This window comes from Erwinia sp. S38 (genome assembly GCF_016624545.1).
GTDB lineage: Bacteria > Pseudomonadota > Gammaproteobacteria > Enterobacterales > Enterobacteriaceae > Erwinia > Erwinia coffeiphila.
The window spans coordinates 72599-87115 of the sequence record NZ_JACVTS010000015.1 but is presented as its reverse complement, the minus strand read 5'-3'; the positions used below and the strand labels follow the sequence as shown (position 1 = coordinate 87115).

Annotated in this window: 15 protein-coding genes and 1 pseudogene; 7 read left to right on the top strand and 9 right to left on the bottom strand. The window is 51.3% G+C overall.

Annotation, left to right across the window (positions count from 1 at the left end; genetic code table 11):
- Nucleotides 1–98 precede the first annotated feature (98 nt).
- The 3 genes and pseudogenes from IBT46_RS17105 to IBT46_RS17095 all read right to left on the bottom strand — a co-directional run.
- A pseudogene (locus IBT46_RS17105) lies at nucleotides 99–362 on the bottom strand (transaldolase family protein); the annotation flags it as partial.
- Nucleotides 344–1411 (bottom strand): PEP-utilizing enzyme, encoded by a 1068-nt coding sequence (locus tag IBT46_RS17100; RefSeq protein ID WP_200546648.1) that lies wholly within the window; start codon nucleotides 1409–1411, stop codon nucleotides 344–346. The pseudogene IBT46_RS17105 and the gene IBT46_RS17100, both read right to left, overlap by 19 nt.
- A 288-nt stretch (nucleotides 1412–1699) precedes the next feature.
- Nucleotides 1700–2002, bottom strand: a complete 303-nt coding sequence (locus IBT46_RS17095; RefSeq protein ID WP_200546647.1) for a putative quinol monooxygenase — start codon at nucleotides 2000–2002, stop codon at nucleotides 1700–1702.
- A gap of 200 nt (nucleotides 2003–2202) precedes the next feature.
- Between IBT46_RS17095 and IBT46_RS17090 the strand changes: the two genes are divergently transcribed.
- Together IBT46_RS17090 and IBT46_RS17085 are read left to right on the top strand one after the other, a co-directional pair.
- Entirely contained in the window at nucleotides 2203–2499 is a 297-nt protein-coding gene (locus tag IBT46_RS17090; RefSeq protein ID WP_200546646.1) for a type II toxin-antitoxin system RelB/DinJ family antitoxin, read from the top strand.
- Nucleotides 2462–2767 carry a type II toxin-antitoxin system YafQ family toxin gene (locus tag IBT46_RS17085; RefSeq protein WP_234480175.1) on the top strand — a complete coding sequence of 102 codons (306 nt, stop codon included), beginning with the start codon at nucleotides 2462–2464 and terminating at the stop codon, nucleotides 2765–2767. Before IBT46_RS17090 ends, IBT46_RS17085 begins: the two co-directional genes overlap by 38 nt.
- Before the next feature lie 70 nt (nucleotides 2768–2837).
- On the opposite strand, the gene IBT46_RS17080 is transcribed toward IBT46_RS17085, so the two are convergent.
- The gene (locus IBT46_RS17080) at nucleotides 2838–3728 is read right to left on the bottom strand and encodes a LysR substrate-binding domain-containing protein (protein WP_200546644.1); all 891 of its coding nucleotides are present in this window, start codon (nucleotides 3726–3728) and stop codon (nucleotides 2838–2840) included.
- Between the two features lie 156 nt (nucleotides 3729–3884).
- Between IBT46_RS17080 and pckA the strand changes: the two genes are divergently transcribed.
- Together pckA and IBT46_RS17070 are read left to right on the top strand one after the other, a co-directional pair.
- A complete protein-coding gene (gene pckA / locus IBT46_RS17075; protein ID WP_200546643.1) occupies nucleotides 3885–5513 on the top strand; it encodes a phosphoenolpyruvate carboxykinase (ATP) in 1629 nt (542 codons plus the stop codon).
- Between the two features lie 625 nt (nucleotides 5514–6138).
- A complete protein-coding gene (locus IBT46_RS17070; RefSeq protein ID WP_200546642.1) occupies nucleotides 6139–6714 on the top strand; it encodes a hypothetical protein in 576 nt (191 codons plus the stop codon).
- A 28-nt stretch (nucleotides 6715–6742) separates the two neighbouring features.
- Here the strand turns inward: IBT46_RS17070 and IBT46_RS17065 are convergent, their stop codons facing one another.
- Nucleotides 6743–8098: a heavy metal sensor histidine kinase gene (locus IBT46_RS17065; protein ID WP_200546641.1), complete on the bottom strand. Its 1356-nt coding sequence runs from the start codon at nucleotides 8096–8098 to the stop codon at nucleotides 6743–6745.
- Nucleotides 8091–8771, bottom strand: a complete 681-nt coding sequence (gene hprR, locus IBT46_RS17060; RefSeq protein ID WP_200546640.1) for a response regulator transcription factor HprR — start codon at nucleotides 8769–8771, stop codon at nucleotides 8091–8093. The genes IBT46_RS17065 and hprR overlap by 8 nt, the downstream gene beginning before the upstream one ends.
- 135 nt (nucleotides 8772–8906) lie before the next feature.
- On the opposite strand from hprR, the gene uraH reads away from it, so the two are divergent.
- On the top strand, nucleotides 8907–9317 hold the full coding sequence (uraH, locus tag IBT46_RS17055) for a hydroxyisourate hydrolase (RefSeq protein WP_200546639.1): 411 nt from the start codon (nucleotides 8907–8909) through the stop codon (nucleotides 9315–9317).
- A 210-nt stretch (nucleotides 9318–9527) separates the two neighbouring features.
- Here the strand turns inward: uraH and IBT46_RS17050 are convergent, their stop codons facing one another.
- From IBT46_RS17050 to IBT46_RS17040, 3 genes are all read right to left on the bottom strand, one after another.
- Nucleotides 9528–10502, bottom strand: a complete 975-nt coding sequence (locus IBT46_RS17050) for a MipA/OmpV family protein (protein WP_234480174.1) — start codon at nucleotides 10500–10502, stop codon at nucleotides 9528–9530.
- Between the two features lie 145 nt (nucleotides 10503–10647).
- Nucleotides 10648–11595, bottom strand: a complete 948-nt coding sequence (locus IBT46_RS17045) for a HAMP domain-containing sensor histidine kinase (RefSeq protein WP_200546638.1) — start codon at nucleotides 11593–11595, stop codon at nucleotides 10648–10650.
- A gap of 446 nt (nucleotides 11596–12041) precedes the next feature.
- Nucleotides 12042–12707 carry a response regulator transcription factor gene (locus IBT46_RS17040; protein WP_200546637.1) on the bottom strand — a complete coding sequence of 222 codons (666 nt, stop codon included), beginning with the start codon at nucleotides 12705–12707 and terminating at the stop codon, nucleotides 12042–12044.
- A gap of 365 nt (nucleotides 12708–13072) precedes the next feature.
- Between IBT46_RS17040 and IBT46_RS17035 the strand changes: the two genes are divergently transcribed.
- On the top strand, nucleotides 13073–13642 hold the full coding sequence (locus IBT46_RS17035) for a TetR/AcrR family transcriptional regulator (RefSeq protein ID WP_200546636.1): 570 nt from the start codon (nucleotides 13073–13075) through the stop codon (nucleotides 13640–13642).
- A gap of 1 nt (nucleotide 13643) precedes the next feature.
- Nucleotides 13644–14516 carry an SDR family NAD(P)-dependent oxidoreductase gene (locus tag IBT46_RS17030; RefSeq protein WP_200546635.1) on the top strand — a complete coding sequence of 291 codons (873 nt, stop codon included), beginning with the start codon at nucleotides 13644–13646 and terminating at the stop codon, nucleotides 14514–14516.
- The last annotated feature ends 1 nt before the right edge of the window (nucleotide 14517 follow it).

The window sequence follows — 14517 nt, the reverse complement described above, 5'->3', positions numbered from 1 at the left end:
TCAACATTGAAAAAGGGATTACCCGCCGGGTAAGGAACAGCTTTCAACATACGGCCTAATCCGGCGGCTGGCAAACCCTTCGTCATGCAGGCACCCTCCTACAGATACTGCTCCAGCAACGTCTCCAGACTGTTCTGGTCGACGGCAAACAGGCGAATCCCTTCAGCCAGTTTTTCCACCGCCATCGCGTCCTGATTATGCGCCCAGTAGAATTCTGCTTCGGTCATGGCCGCAGGCTTAGCCAGTACTTCGCCTGCATAGTTCAGCGGCGCGGGCACCGGCCCCTGGCTTTGCTGTAGCTGCGCCAGCAGCGCCGGAGATACGGTCAGACGATCGCAGCCGTTCAGCGCCAGCACCTGTTGTGGCGCAGCACGTTTTCATCCGGGTGGGCGATAAGAATGCCGGATTCAGCGTCGATGACGACTGGCTGCCTGCTATCCAGCATCAGCGCCGCAAAGTCAACATCGGCGAGGGTGGGAATATCCAGCGATCGGGCCAGTATCGCCGTGTGCGAGGTTTTGCCGGTGGATGACAGCACCAGACCCGCCAGCCGGTTTCTGTCCAGCGCCAGCAAAAGGCTGGGGGTCAGATAGCTGGCGAAAACAATCGCCGGTTCAGTGAGCAGCAGCGGACTTCTGTTCAGCGCCCGTTCACCATAGGCTGCGCCGATCAGCTGCGTGGCGATGTCGAGCACATCCAGCGTGCGCTCCTGCAGGTAGCGGCTGGACGATTGCTCAAGCTGCTGGCAAACGTCCTGCGACACCCGGACGATAGCCGACCAGGCATTCATCCCGTCGTTAAGATACCCGATCGTTGCATCCTGAAACTCACCGTCGTCAATCAGCGTGAGGTGTGCCGCAATCAGATCGTGCTCAATACCCCGGGTTTGACTCAGGGCGCGCTGTTTCTCCCCGCGCAGCGACGCTATCCCGGCACGAAAGCGCGCCGTTTCGCTTTCGACCCCGTCGGTATGCCCGGGAGTGCGATCGATAATGTCGGCGAAGGTCAGGCTCTGCATCACCCGCGGCCGGGCAATGGCGGCTCCCTGGTGAATGCGGGTGCCCTGAGTCACCTGCGGGTTCAGCTCGCGCAGGCAGCGGGGCAGGTAGCCCTGGCTGACGACCGGTTCGGGCTGCATGCTGAACGCCGGAAGATCCACCAGCAGCGCGCGCAGCCGGGCTGCAGCCTGCTGTTCATCTTCCCCGTCCAGCGTGATGCGGCATTCATCGTTGAGCAACGTGTCGCTGGCAATCAGCGAGAGGGCGCTTTTTGCATTCGCCCGTAGCCCGGTGCGGGTGTTTTCCCAGTCGATAGCGGCCTGAAACAGGTTGCACAGCCGGGCGATATAGCCAGCGGGTCGGGCATGAATCCCTTCATTAAGTTCGCATAACCAGGTGATTGAAACCGCCATGCCGACTCCTGAGCGTGTGCGCAGAGCAAAATTTGCAGAACAGGTTTGCTATCTTTCCCTGTTCACTACGGCGATGACATAGCAAAAAAGTGACCTTTGCTTGAAAATAGTGGACTGATTGTTATTTTGTGACTTTTATCATATTTATTGCGGCAGTCAGGATTAGTTAGCGTGTTGATTGTAGGAGGGATTGTTTCACTTTCGCGGTCGCAGTGGTTTGTGAGGCTGGTCACAAAATTAAAGAAGGTGACATCTCGGGATGGGAAATGTCACCCGTGAAGAGGGGTATTAATTTGTCGCCGGGCTCACCACGGTATCCATCAAAACAATCCGCCCGTCCTGCCGCTGATACTGATTGATAGCAGGGACCAGCCGCTGAAAATGCTCCGTGGCACAGTGTACATCCAGCGCCGCATGGTCCGGCCACTCTTCGATAAAGATAAAGTGCCCCGGATCTTTCTCATCGATAAACAGATCGTAAGCAATACACAGCGGTTCTTGTTTCGTGGCGGCAACCAGCTCGCGGTACAGCGGCAGCACGGTTTCGATGTGTTCGGGTTTGATAAAGTCTTCAGCGATCACTTTTAGCATTTGGGCCTCCTGGCAGGGATGAGCAGAAACTATGGGGTAAAAGGGGGGCCCGGGCAAGTTGCTGATGCCTGTATTGCATCTTGAATTGAGCGTATTCCGCGTAAGCTACGGGAGCGGCGTAACGTTAAACCGAAAGGCAGAATTTTGACCTATTACTCTTGCGTGGGTACAATGTTCCCACAATTGTCGAGGTGATAATCATGCAAACCAGTATCAAAATGCGGATCTCGGAAGATCTTAAAAAAGAGGCGACGGATGTATTACGTGACTGTGGCCTGACTGTTAGCAGTGCCGTGCGTCTGTTTCTTGAACAGGTTGTTCATTCTCAGGGGTTACCGTTTGAAGTGAAACGCCCGTCGGCAAAAATGCGAATTGCTCTGCAGGAAGCAGATGACATTGAGGCAAATGCTAAGCATCGTTACGATTCGATGGAATCTCTACTCAAAGGATTGAATGCGGATGAACATCAAGAGAAGTCGACAGCCCCGAAGAGTTGAATATACCAAAACCTTTGCTAAAGCATGGGAGCGCTATAACAAGGCCGGTCGGCGAAATATGAATGATCTGGTCACTGTAATGGCGTTGATTTTTGCTGCTAAAGAGTTACCCGCTGAGTATCTTGATCACGAATTACACGGCGCTGAATGGGGTGGCTCCAGAGAACTCCACATCGGCGGCGACTTTTTGCTGGTTTATCGGATTTTAGAGAAAGAAAATCTTGTCACCTTTATAAACCTCGGTACTCACAGTGAGCTGTTTGGTTAATACATATCACTCGGAACTCTTCTGGATCGTCCAACATTGAAATAATTCCTATCGCAGGTAATTCTTTCCCTTAACCCTCCGTATTTCGTTCCTTCATATAGCGCCAGAAGCGCTCTGCCGTCAGATTCAAACGCGCGCCGGAGCGATAAACATACGCTGAAATCTTCAGGGTAAGGCCCGGGTCCATAATCGCGAGTCTCTTCTCTTCCAGCTCACGCTGAATCGAGTAATCAGGCAGCCAGCCAACGGCGTCGCCCTTCAGGATCATCCTTTTCAGCAGCTCACTCATCGAGGAAACAAAAGTCAGCAGAAAGGTGGTGTTCGGTATGCGATCGATGACCTGATTGACCTGACGCCCCATATAGCTGTCATTGGCATATTTGACCAGCGGCAGCGGGCTATCGTTTATCGAGAACAGCGGCTTACCGTCAGGATCGCAGGGCGAGACCAGGTGCAGAGACGAATCGAAGATTTTATGATTGATAAACGGGTAATTCATCAGCTCTTCGTTATAAAACGACAGGATAAAATCACTTTTCCCCTCCTTCAGATTAAACACCGCATCGTTGACGTTAATCGATTCAACGAAGAACACCTTATCCGGGCTGTCGCGGTATTCGGCTAACAGATCGGGCAGCAGCAGAACGGAAAGCGACGGGGCGGCATCAATGCGGATGCTCTGCTTCAGCTTATCCTCGCCCTTGATGCGGCTAATCTGGAAATCCATATCGTCGAGCATATTCCTGGCGTAGCCGACGAATATTCTGCCCTGCGGCGTTAACTGGGGGGGATTCACATTGCGGTTGAAGACGCTGAAACCCAGGTTGGACTCCAGTGACTGAATTCTTCTGCTGAAGGAGGATTGGGAAATATTTCGTTTCTCTGCCGCAAGCGTGAAGCTGCGGCACTCTTCCAGCGCAATTACATCATAAAGCCATTTCACTTCGAGATTACTTAGCACTTCTCTGCTCCGATTTCAGCCCCCATCGCTATGCAATTTTTACATGGCGGATGATTTAAATGCAATTTCTGCATCACAAAGCCGGTGTTACTATCCGCTGCATCATGAGGTCGGCTATTGCCACCTCGCCATTCATCCAATGAGTCAGGGTATTCTATGAGCGCCATTCAATCTGTCATGCAACATCTCTCAAGCCTTGGCATCAATGATGTTCGCGAGGTGATCTATAACCCGAATTACGAATTGCTCTTCGAACATGAAACCGCTGCTGACCTGAAGGGACCCGCTCGCGGTACGCTGACGACGTCTGGCGCAGTGACGGTGGATACCGGCGAGTTCACCGGCCGTTCTCCACGCGACAAGTACATCGTTCGCGACGACGTGACCCGTCATACCCTGTGGTGGTCTGATGCCGGTACGGGCCGTAACGATAACAAACCGATGTCCGCTGACGTATGGGCGCACCTGAAAACGCGGGTTGCCGACTACCTGTCGGAGAAAGCGCTGTACATCGTTGATGCCTGGTGCGGTGCCAGCGCAGATACCCGCCTGGCGGTGCGTTTTGTGACGGAAGTGGCGTGGCAGGCACACTTCGTCAAAAACATGTTTATCGCCCCCACCGACGAGGAGCTCGTAGACTTTACGCCGGACTTCACGGTGATTAACGGCGCGGGATGTGTGAATCCGCAATGGCAGGAGCAGGGGCTTAACTCCGAGAACTTCGTTGCCTTCAACCTGACGGAAAATATCCAGCTGATTGGTGGAACCTGGTACGGCGGCGAGATGAAGAAAGGCATGTTCTCAGTGATGAACTACCTGCTGCCGCTGAAAGGAATCGCTTCGATGCACTGTTCAGCAAACCGGGGTGAAAAGGGCGACGTGGCGCTGTTCTTTGGCCTCTCCGGCACCGGTAAAACTACGCTTTCGACCGATCCGCGCCGCCAGCTGATTGGCGATGATGAGCACGGCTGGGATGCTGACGGCGTATTCAACTTTGAAGGCGGCTGCTATGCCAAGACCATCAATCTGAAGGCGGAGTCCGAACCGGAAATTTATGGCGCCATCCGTCGTAACGCGCTGCTGGAAAACGTAGTGGTCAGGGACGACGGCAGCGTGGATTATGCCGACGGCAGCAAAACCGAGAACACCCGTGTCTCCTATCCGCTGTCGCATATTGAGAATATCGTGCAGCCGGTTTCCCGCGCCGGTCATCCTTCACGCATTATCTTCCTTGCAGCGGATGGATTCGGGGTGCTGCCGCCGGTTTCGCGCCTGACGCCGGAACAGATGCAGTACCACTTCCTGTCCGGCTTCACCTCGAAGCTTGCGGGAACCGAGCGCGATATTACCGCCCCAACGCCGACCTTCTCGGCCTGCTACGGCGCGGCTTTCCTGCTGCTGCACCCAACGCAGTACGCCGATGTGCTGCAGGAGAAGGTCGCGCAGAGCGGTGCGGAAGTCTGGCTGGTGAATACCGGCTGGAACGGCGCGGGTCAGCGCCTGTCGCTGAAGGATACGCGCCAGATCGTTAACGCCATCCTGGAAGGGGAAACGGGCGCACTGCGTGAGGAAGCACTGCCGATATTTGGCCTCGCCATTCCGCAGGAGATTGCCGGGGTGGATGCCGCCACCCTCGATCCGCGTAACGCCTGGGCATCCCCGGCGCAGTGGCAGGAAGCCGCAGAGAGACTGGCGCAGCTGTTTATCAGTAACTTTAAACAGTACAGTGATAATGAAGCCGGTGCGCGTATTGCCCTGGCAGGGCCACGCCTGGAACAGGGCTGAGCTTTGAGTAGTTTGTAAGAGGTTGCTCCACCGTCGCTGCGAATGAGGCGCTGAACCTGAAAGACCTAACGCTGCCCCGCGTGAAAACGCCGGGCAGCGTTTTAGTTTTTACAGCAGGCTGATTTCTGCCGGGGGTATAGTAAGCCTGCTGTGCGTGGTCGGAACACTCGTATCCAGTAGCACAGGAAAGACAACGTCTTCCAGTTTTGGACCAGGTCTTATGAAGATATATTAACCTGGTAATATTAAAGTATTTATATTAGATTGAAGCAATGTTTGATCGCGAAGTTCGACAGTGTAGTAGATTTTCCATAATGAAAAATAACTTAACTGATATGCAAAACTAATAATCTTTACATGAACCAATGTATACTGGGGAATAAGAATCGGGAAAATATATTTCGGTATTATTGGATCAAGCCTATGATGCGTTGGAGAACTCGAAGTAGAATGGGATCTTATTTTTACAGAACGGCCATAGTAGTTCTGCACTTGGGTGGAACATCACTAACATCATGTTGTGTTAATTATTATTAATCATATCAGTGACATGGTTAGCTCTAAATGCTAAGGTATATAAGTTATAAGGCGTCATTTTATTGCAATGCACTTAAAAAGGAGACTTATGTTTTTCTTTATCTCTGTTTTTCTGGGTTTTATTTTTTCTATAATATTCATCATCATTAATGCTGTGGCTTTTGTAAGGATGAAGGGTTATTTTAAAAAGAGTTATCCGAATTTTTTTGGTTTTAACTTTAAAACAATACATACTTTAAAAATCACCTTGTTTATTTTTGTTTTTCTGCTTCTTTCTTTTTTGGTTCAAATTTCATATAAGGAAGTTGGGTATCTTTTGTCTTCGTATTTCTCAGTGATCATTCCATTGATTTATCGGTCATATAATCTGCTGAAATCATCCTCTGATTTGTTGAATCTAAAAACAAAAGATATAGAAAAAAAGACACTAATATTAAGGTTGATTGAAATTCTCCCAGATATTATTGTTTTGACTCTAGGGGGGAATATGTTAGTGAGTTATATATCATTCAGAAATGAAACGTTTGGTACTGCCGATGCCTCTGAAATTTTGATTACGTCCTTATCATCACTGATCTTTGTTATATTACTGATTATTTACTTTATGACTATTGCCAGAATCCTAATTATAGAGGATGAAATACAAAGAGAAATAAGGAAGTAATGGGGGCGTGATTATTTATAACTTTTCCTCATTTACCCAGCCTCACCCCAAAAATGTTTCCCCCATCCTCGTGACGGTAATACGCGCTGCCGCCGTGTAATGCGGCGATGGCGCTGACCAGCGACAGCCCCAGGCCGCTGCCTGCGGTGTGGCGCACGTTGTCGCCGCGCCAGAAACGCTCGAAGACTTTCTCCGGTTCCGCCAGCGCATCACCGGTGTTTGCCACCTCTATTTCGGTAACATCGGCGCGATGAACGGTGCTGACCGCTATCGTGCCGTGGCCTGGCGCATAGCGGATGGCGTTGACCAGCAGGTTCGTCATCGCCCGCTGGAACAGCATTTTATCGGCGGTGAGATAACCGTCGGCGTGGAGTTCAATGACCATTTCCCGCTCTTCCGCTACCGGTTCCAGAAAATCGATAAGGGTTTCCAGGGCGTCATGCAGTAAGAAGGTTTCTTTATTGAGCCGGATATTGTGGTGCGTGGCGCGGGCCAGGAAGAGAATATTTTCCGTCAGCCGCGACAGGGCTTCCAGCTCTTCAATATTCCCTTCCAGCAGCGCCTGATATTCTTCTGTGGAACGCGCGTGGCCCAGCGCCACCTGATTCTGGCCTAATAATACGTTGATCGGCGTACGTATCTCATGGGCCAGATCGTCGGCAAACTGCGTCAGCCGGATAAAGTCCGTCGACAGGCGCTGGCGCATGGTATTCAGCGCCTCACCCAGCGGCAGCAGCTCTTTCGGCATCGCCTGCAGCGGCACGGTGTGGGTTAGCCGATCGCTGCCGGTTTCCGCCATGGCCTGGCTTAAACGGCCAATCGCCCGCAGCCCGCGCCGGATAAGCAGCGGGCTGAGCGCGGCGCACAGCAAAATCGCCGCCAGCGACACCAGGATACTTTGCTGGCGATAGCGCTCGAGCATTATCGCCCGCTCCCGCGCTACCCGCGCAAGGGTAATCACTATCGGTCCTTCCTCAGAACGGGCCTGCAGGCTCAGCGCCGAGGCTTCAATATTATCCGCACCGATCCAGCGGTGGATCTGCTGCTCGCCGGGCGGGGTGCTGACCGGGATGGGGGATATTTCCGGCAGCGCCACGCCGGTATGGTTAATGCTGACGTTTTGCTTATGCTGCGAGCCGATACTGAGAATATCCTGGCGAGTATCAACCATACGATTGAAATAGAGCGGCAGAGAGTCGGGATGTGCGCCGCCTTCCAGCAGTTGCCGTAGCTGCGCGGCGCGGTTGATCAGCGTTTGATCGTCGCGCCACACCAGCTCGCTGCGTAACGCGCTATACAGGATCAGGCTGATGCCGCCGCAGGCCAGCGCCACAATCAGCGTGAAGATCGCCGTCAGCCGCAGGGTGAGGGAAGGGCTATACACCGCCTGCCTCCTGTTCCGACAGGCAGTATCCCATGCCCCTGACCGTAGTAATCAGCTTTTGCGGAAAAGGGTCGTCAACTTTACGGCGCAGGCGGCGAATGGCGACATCGACGATGTTGGTTTCACTGTCGAAATTTACGCCCCAGATTTCACTGGCGAGCAGCGTACGAGGCAGGATTTCGCCGTAACGGCTGGCGAGCAGCCACAGCAGCATAAACTCTTTGCGGGTCAGCGCCAGCGGAACACCATTACGCGTGACCTGAAAGCGCGCCGAGTCCATCACCAGATCCGCCACGCGCAGCGTGCTGCTGTGCGGCTGATGCTGGCGAAGCTGATTTCTTACCCGCGCCAGCAGTTCAGCAAACGAGAAGGGTTTGACCAGATAATCGTTCGCGCCCAGCTCCAGGCCTTTAACGCGATCGTCCACCGAATCCCTGGCCGTGAGGCAAATCACCGGCGTGCTGCTGGCGGTGCGCAGGGTTTTCAGAACCTGCCAGCCATCCATGCCCGGCAGCATAATATCCAGTATCACCAGGCTGTAAGGGTGAGCCAGCGCCAGATGCAGACCGTCCCGCCCGTCCACCGCGTGATCCACAATGTAGCCCGCTTCCTCAAGTCCCTTGCGCACCCAGGCGCTGGCCTTCTGGTTATCTTCAATCAGTAACAGTTTCATGGGCGCAGTGTGCCATGAAAGACAGGGAAGCCACAGCGTTTCAGCGCCAGATGACAATATGGTCATCTTCGTGACAGGTAACCACGACCCGCGCGCAGGTATAACAGCACGGTCATTAACACAGGAGAATAAAACATGAAAAAGTCCGTTGTTGCGATGTCCCTCTCTATGCTGCTGGCTGCGCCCGGTATGGCACTTGCCGCCGGTAAAAACCCGATCAGCGTGCATATCCTGAACCAGCAAACGGGGATGCCCGCCCCGCATGTAGCGGTAACGCTGGAGAAAAAACAGGGTGAGAAATGGACCGTGCTGAACACGGCCAGCACCGACGAAGATGGCCGCGTGGCGGCGCTGTGGCCGGAGAAACCGTTTGAGGCAGGTGACTATCGCGTGATCTTTAAAACCGGAAAATATTTCGCGGATCGCAAGCAGGAAAGTTTCTTCCCGGAAATCCCGGTGGAATTCCACATCAGCAATACGGCCACCACCTATCACGTTCCGCTGCTGCTGAGCCAGTATGGTTATTCTACGTATCGTGGGAGCTGAGCATCAACGAGACGTTTAGGCTGGTTCTAAGTTTCAACTGCATCATGTGACCACAGACCGGGCATTATGAGGCCACTCAAGCCATTGCCTGATTCTGTGGTCGCAGCTTCCATCTTTTGTATCGGTATCCATCTGGTGCAACATCTAATATTGTTCAGTTGCCGATTGATGCTAAGGAGGCTGCATCCTTATGGCGAATGTAACGGCTGGTCAGAAACGATAAACATAACCTAGAGCGAATGTGCTCTGGTTAGGCTTGTCCACCAGTGGGCTATCTTTGACGGCATTGCCGAAGCGTGTAGCACCAACATCCAAAAACACTGTGTGATGGCTGGCAGGTATGTAGTCCACGCGAAACCCAATCAGCATATTTGTCGTCGCTTTTCCCTCGTAGAAGATGCGATTGGTCTGGACTTCGGGCGTCTTCACACCGTAGTAGTAGCCTACGTATTTATCATCGACCCACTCTGCCGCAATACGTGGCGTGAAGCCGAATTTGCCAGCGGTGAAGCGTCGGTCAATTTGTACCCTGGCGCGAGTTCCTTTGCTATTACCCGTCGCATCAGCGAGGAATTCTCCCGTAACGTTAGCAAATTCTGTTTCCCACATTACTGCGCCACCAGTCCAGATACTGGCCTTACGTTCATCCATGCCGTTTAGATACGGGGAGTCCTTTGCTTTGTAACCCTCGCCGGTCCAGCGTGCACGCAGGCGGAACGAAAGTGAATCAGTTGAGAATAGCTTGATGTCGAAAGTGGGAATGGATGCGCTTATCCACTCGTTTTCGTACGATACGATCGGTAAAGGATAAACTTCGCGATCGGCCTTACGGTAGGGTTTGTCGACAACGGCTACTCCGATTCCCAGTAACCATTTACTCTCAGTTTCCTCTGCATAACTACTTTGTGCGAAAGCTGTTGATGACCCCGTGATAGAAATCGCCATTGCAGCGATCATTCTGATACGAGAAGAGCACATCAGGCGGCGGAAAGGGAGGTATTGATGGTTCATAGGTTGGCCCATTTTAAGGTTGATTAGTGGAAGCGCGATGAATTTATCTCCAGGCACTTTCGATTCGGCCAGGATTTGATACTCAATTGCTCGCGTAATGTGGGTGGTGCCCGAATGAAGAAAGGCTGTGAATCTGGGGAGAGGTTGAGGCCGCATCGGAATCTCCAGTTTCATGGCGCGCCGAAATGATGCGCCTGTGAGACGGGATACTACGCAGGAGTATTTAGCAGTTTTTTAGAGTTTTTAAGAATTCGTTAATGAGATAGGGTGCAGAGAAAAAATATTATTGTGGCCTCGCTCACTACTTCTAATGAGCTCATCAACCCTGCTTTAGAGAGCTTATAGCTGTCGTGCCCGGAAACACGATGCGTACCTTCAAACCTCGATTTTCGAGGCCGGTTCCTGTCTGGAGCGTAGCATGGTGAGATTCGGTAATACGCGCGACAAGTGAAAGACCGATGCCGCTGCCGCGCACAGATGTTTCCGTAACACGGTGGAAACGTTCGAAGATGGCTTTATGCTCATCATCCGGAACACCCGGACCATCGTCAGACACCTCCAGAAACACTACGGGTTGTTGCCCGGATGAAGAAGAGGTCTCATAACCGCAGCGCACCAGCACGTTTCCGCCTTCAGTGGTGTAGCGCATGGAATTGTGCAAGAGGTTACGCAGCAGTATACCAATCTCATCGATGTCACACTGGATCGTACAGCTGGGCACATCCAGGAACAGAAAACGCCTGTTTTGGGGGGCGTAGACCTCAAACTCTTGTGCAACATGTTCAATGAGTTGGCTCAGGTCAGCCGGTACGTGTTTAGGGGACTTTGCCGTTGCATTAATACGTGCTAGATCGAGCATCTGTTCGGATAATCGAGTACTACGTTCTGCAACCATAAGCAACTTCTTGAGGGCGACGTCTTTGTCATTGGGAGCCGTTGCACGCATGGCAATTTCGGCTTGAGTCTGTAGGGCTGACAGCGGGGTGCGCAGTTCGTGAGCGGCATCTTCAATAAAGCGGCGTTCTCCTTCAATAGCTTCGTCAAGTTGCTTGAGCACATGGTTGAAAGAGTCGACTAAGGGATGCAATTCTCGTGGGAGGCGATCAAGGGGTAAAGGCGTGAGATCGAAGCCGCGGCGATGGCGCATGGCCTGTCCAAGAGCGCGTACTGGCCTTAGCGCTATCAGTGTCACAACCCACATAATGAGTCCGGCTATAACGAGTAGCACTGTGGCGAGAATCAACGCATGGATCACTTCTTCACGCATGTCCGAATCCACCACGCTTTGCAGGGTACCAACTTGTACGGTGACACGACCTGTGCTATCCGAGGCAGAGTACACTCTCCACACCTCGCCCTCCACGAGGGTTGAGGTAGCACCATCGATAAAGTTGGGTTGGAGCACAGACCTGGGGGCTCCTGGCGTACTCGCAATTATCCGACTGCGGTCTACCCATATCTGGAAAACAAGCGGTGCCCTCTCAATGCCTTGTCCGTCTTGTAGTTTAAGTCCAGGCCTTCCAGTACCGTCGTAATCACTATCAGCCGGGATCGTCACCAGCAATTGGGTAGTTATGGCCGCGAGTTTCTCATCCCATGTGCTGGCCCGGTTGAATGAAAGCTGCGTGAGTACCACGATGACGACGATTGCCCAGCACGCGGCGGTGACCGAAATGATAACTAAGAGCAACTGAGCATTGTAGGATCGCGATTTCATACTGTGGGCTGTCCGACCACGTAGCCAAGCCCGTGGACGGTCCGAATCAGGTCGTCACCTAACTTGCGGCGTAGTTGGTGGATGAATACGGCTATGGTATTGCTCTCTATGTTGCTGGTAGTTCCGTAGACGATATTGTGCAAATGGTCGCGTGTGATTACATGACCAGGACGTTCGATCAGTCCAAGTAAAGTGCGGTATTCGTTTGCACTGAGGACAATTTCACTTCCCGCTTTTGTAACGACTCGGCGACTGCGGTCGATGCATACGTCACCGCAGGTAAAAATGGGCACAACACGGCCCTGGCTGCGACGAATGACTGAACGTACACGAGCCCAGAGTTCATCGAATTGGAAAGGTTTAACGAGGTAGTCGTCTGCACCAGCGTCCAGACCTGCAATACGATCGCTTAGCTTACCGCGCGCAGTGAGTATTAAAACGGGGGTCGGATCGTAGCGCCCACGCATTGTGCGCAACACAGATAGTCCTGAATCTCCAGGAAGACCTATGTCGAGTAGCACCGCTGCGTAGGCATGATCCACGAGTGCGCCACGTGCAGCTTTAGCATCAAAAACATGGTCAATATGCCATCCGCTCAAACGTGCGCCATCACAAATAGACTCACCCAGCATCTGGTCATCTTCAACGAGAAGAATGTTCATATCATGTCAGTCCACATCCACGTATCGATTTATGATCAATCATGAAGAAAAAACTTTAATAATTTTTTAAGAATCTGATAAAACCCGCCATCTGACGAGACAGTAAGCCTACATGGCAACTCTTCTGGGATTTCTATCGATATTCCACTATGAATAATTTGAAACCATCAAAAAACACTTTGACACTTTTAGTTAAAAATGTCACTTTGTTCTTGTGACGTAGTTACTCACCTGATGGTTTTCCGTAAAGCAACCTAAACGGTCTCGGAAAATTTTTATCGCACTATGCTAATGATGCACAAAAATAGAGTGCAATGGTGCCCTGAAAGGCCTGTTTAGACATTTTCAAAACAACTGGAAAAGATATGTCTCTGAAACTGACACCAGAGGACGTTGAAGCGCGTCAAATCGGGATAATACTTGCGGCGAGATGGTGTTTTCTCAATTTTGGTTTTGCCAAAACATCTCTGGATGACATAGCAAAGCGCGCGAGTATTTCGCGAACTCTGGTTTATAAGACATTTAAAAATAAGGAAGAAATATTCAAGGCTGTTTTCCGGCACTGGCTGATGGCGCATTTACCGGAGGCTGAGGCTGCGGCTTCCCGTGCAGGGGAGACTTATGAAAGGCTTTACGACGTCTGTCGCATTGTCGCTATTGACCCGTGGAGTGAGATGTATGGTGCCCCAATGTCAGGTGAATTTTTTGAGGCCTGCGGCCGCATCGATCCTGAGATAACAGCATTGCATCGTCGCACAGCTATTCAGTGTGTAACCACCATTCTCAATGACCCGGCAGCAGCAGATGTTTTCATTCTGGCGCTTGATGGGTTGCTGGCTGACAACCCGACACCCGAGTTGCTGATTCAACGAGTACATTTGCTTTCAAGGCGCTTTACCCAACATCTGAATGTAAAAAACACGGGGTGTAATTGATATGAACGCTGCAGAAAAGAAGGTCATTCTCATTACGGGTGCTTCCGATGGCATCGGTAAAGAAACCGCAACGGCTCTGGCTAAGCAAGGCCATAAAATTATTATCCACGGCCGTAACAAGCAAAAAACTGAAGCTGTACTCGATGAGATAAAGCGTATCTCTGGTAATTCAGATGTGGTTATGTTTCTGGGTGATTTCTTATTACTGTCAGGTGTAAAGCAGTTTGCCGATGATATTAAAAAGCACTATAACTGCATTGATGTTCTTATAAATAATGCCGGAGCCCAGTTTACAGATACCAGAGAAACTACCAGCGAAGGTCTCGAAAAACATATGGCCATTAATGTGTTTGCTCCTATGCTACTTACGTCACTTCTGATGGATTTACTTAAACAGAGTAAATCAGCCCGCGTAGTGACTGTATCTTCTGACAGCCATCGTATGACCGGGAAACTCGATCTGAATGATATTGAACTTGAGAAAAACTATAGCATGGCTAAAGCCTATGCCGTCTCTAAACTATATGTTCTTTGGATAATGAACCATTTCATCACCGAAACACGCAATGCTGGAATTAATAACGTCACTTTTAACTGTGTACATCCTGGCTCAACGCAATCTAGCCTTGGTAGAGAATCCGCAAAATCTCTGAAGTGGAAACTTATTTATTTCGTCTGGCAAATAATGATGATCCCTGTTGATAAAGCCGCAAGTAGCAGTATATACGCTGCCAGCGCACCAGAACTAGAAGGAATTAGTGGAAAGTATTTTGGTCCAAAAGGTGAGGAGCAGCCCAGCAAGAAAAATTATTCTTCAGAAAACGAGATCATTGTCTGGAGTTATTCAAAAAACATTATTTCCAAATATCTTTAAT

What these genes read in the sequence shown, in the direction of transcription:
- IBT46_RS17100 (WP_200546648.1), bottom strand. Translation starts at nt 1,411, where the DNA reads ATGGCGGTTTCAATCACCTGGTTATGCGAACTTAATGAAGGGATTCAT.
- IBT46_RS17095 (WP_200546647.1), bottom strand. Translation starts at nt 2,002, where the DNA reads ATGCTAAAAGTGATCGCTGAAGACTTTATCAAACCCGAACACATCGAA.
- IBT46_RS17090 (WP_200546646.1), top strand. Translation starts at nt 2,203, where the DNA reads ATGCAAACCAGTATCAAAATGCGGATCTCGGAAGATCTTAAAAAAGAG.
- IBT46_RS17085 (WP_234480175.1), top strand. Translation starts at nt 2,462, where the DNA reads ATGAACATCAAGAGAAGTCGACAGCCCCGAAGAGTTGAATATACCAAA.
- pckA (WP_200546643.1), top strand. Translation starts at nt 3,885, where the DNA reads ATGAGCGCCATTCAATCTGTCATGCAACATCTCTCAAGCCTTGGCATC.
- IBT46_RS17070 (WP_200546642.1), top strand. Translation starts at nt 6,139, where the DNA reads ATGTTTTTCTTTATCTCTGTTTTTCTGGGTTTTATTTTTTCTATAATA.
- hprR (WP_200546640.1), bottom strand. Translation starts at nt 8,771, where the DNA reads ATGAAACTGTTACTGATTGAAGATAACCAGAAGGCCAGCGCCTGGGTG.
- uraH (WP_200546639.1), top strand. Translation starts at nt 8,907, where the DNA reads ATGAAAAAGTCCGTTGTTGCGATGTCCCTCTCTATGCTGCTGGCTGCG.
- IBT46_RS17050 (WP_234480174.1), bottom strand. Translation starts at nt 10,502, where the DNA reads ATGAAACTGGAGATTCCGATGCGGCCTCAACCTCTCCCCAGATTCACA.
- IBT46_RS17045 (WP_200546638.1), bottom strand. Translation starts at nt 11,595, where the DNA reads ATGCGTGAAGAAGTGATCCATGCGTTGATTCTCGCCACAGTGCTACTC.
- IBT46_RS17040 (WP_200546637.1), bottom strand. Translation starts at nt 12,707, where the DNA reads ATGAACATTCTTCTCGTTGAAGATGACCAGATGCTGGGTGAGTCTATT.
- IBT46_RS17035 (WP_200546636.1), top strand. Translation starts at nt 13,073, where the DNA reads ATGTCTCTGAAACTGACACCAGAGGACGTTGAAGCGCGTCAAATCGGG.
- IBT46_RS17030 (WP_200546635.1), top strand. Translation starts at nt 13,644, where the DNA reads ATGAACGCTGCAGAAAAGAAGGTCATTCTCATTACGGGTGCTTCCGAT.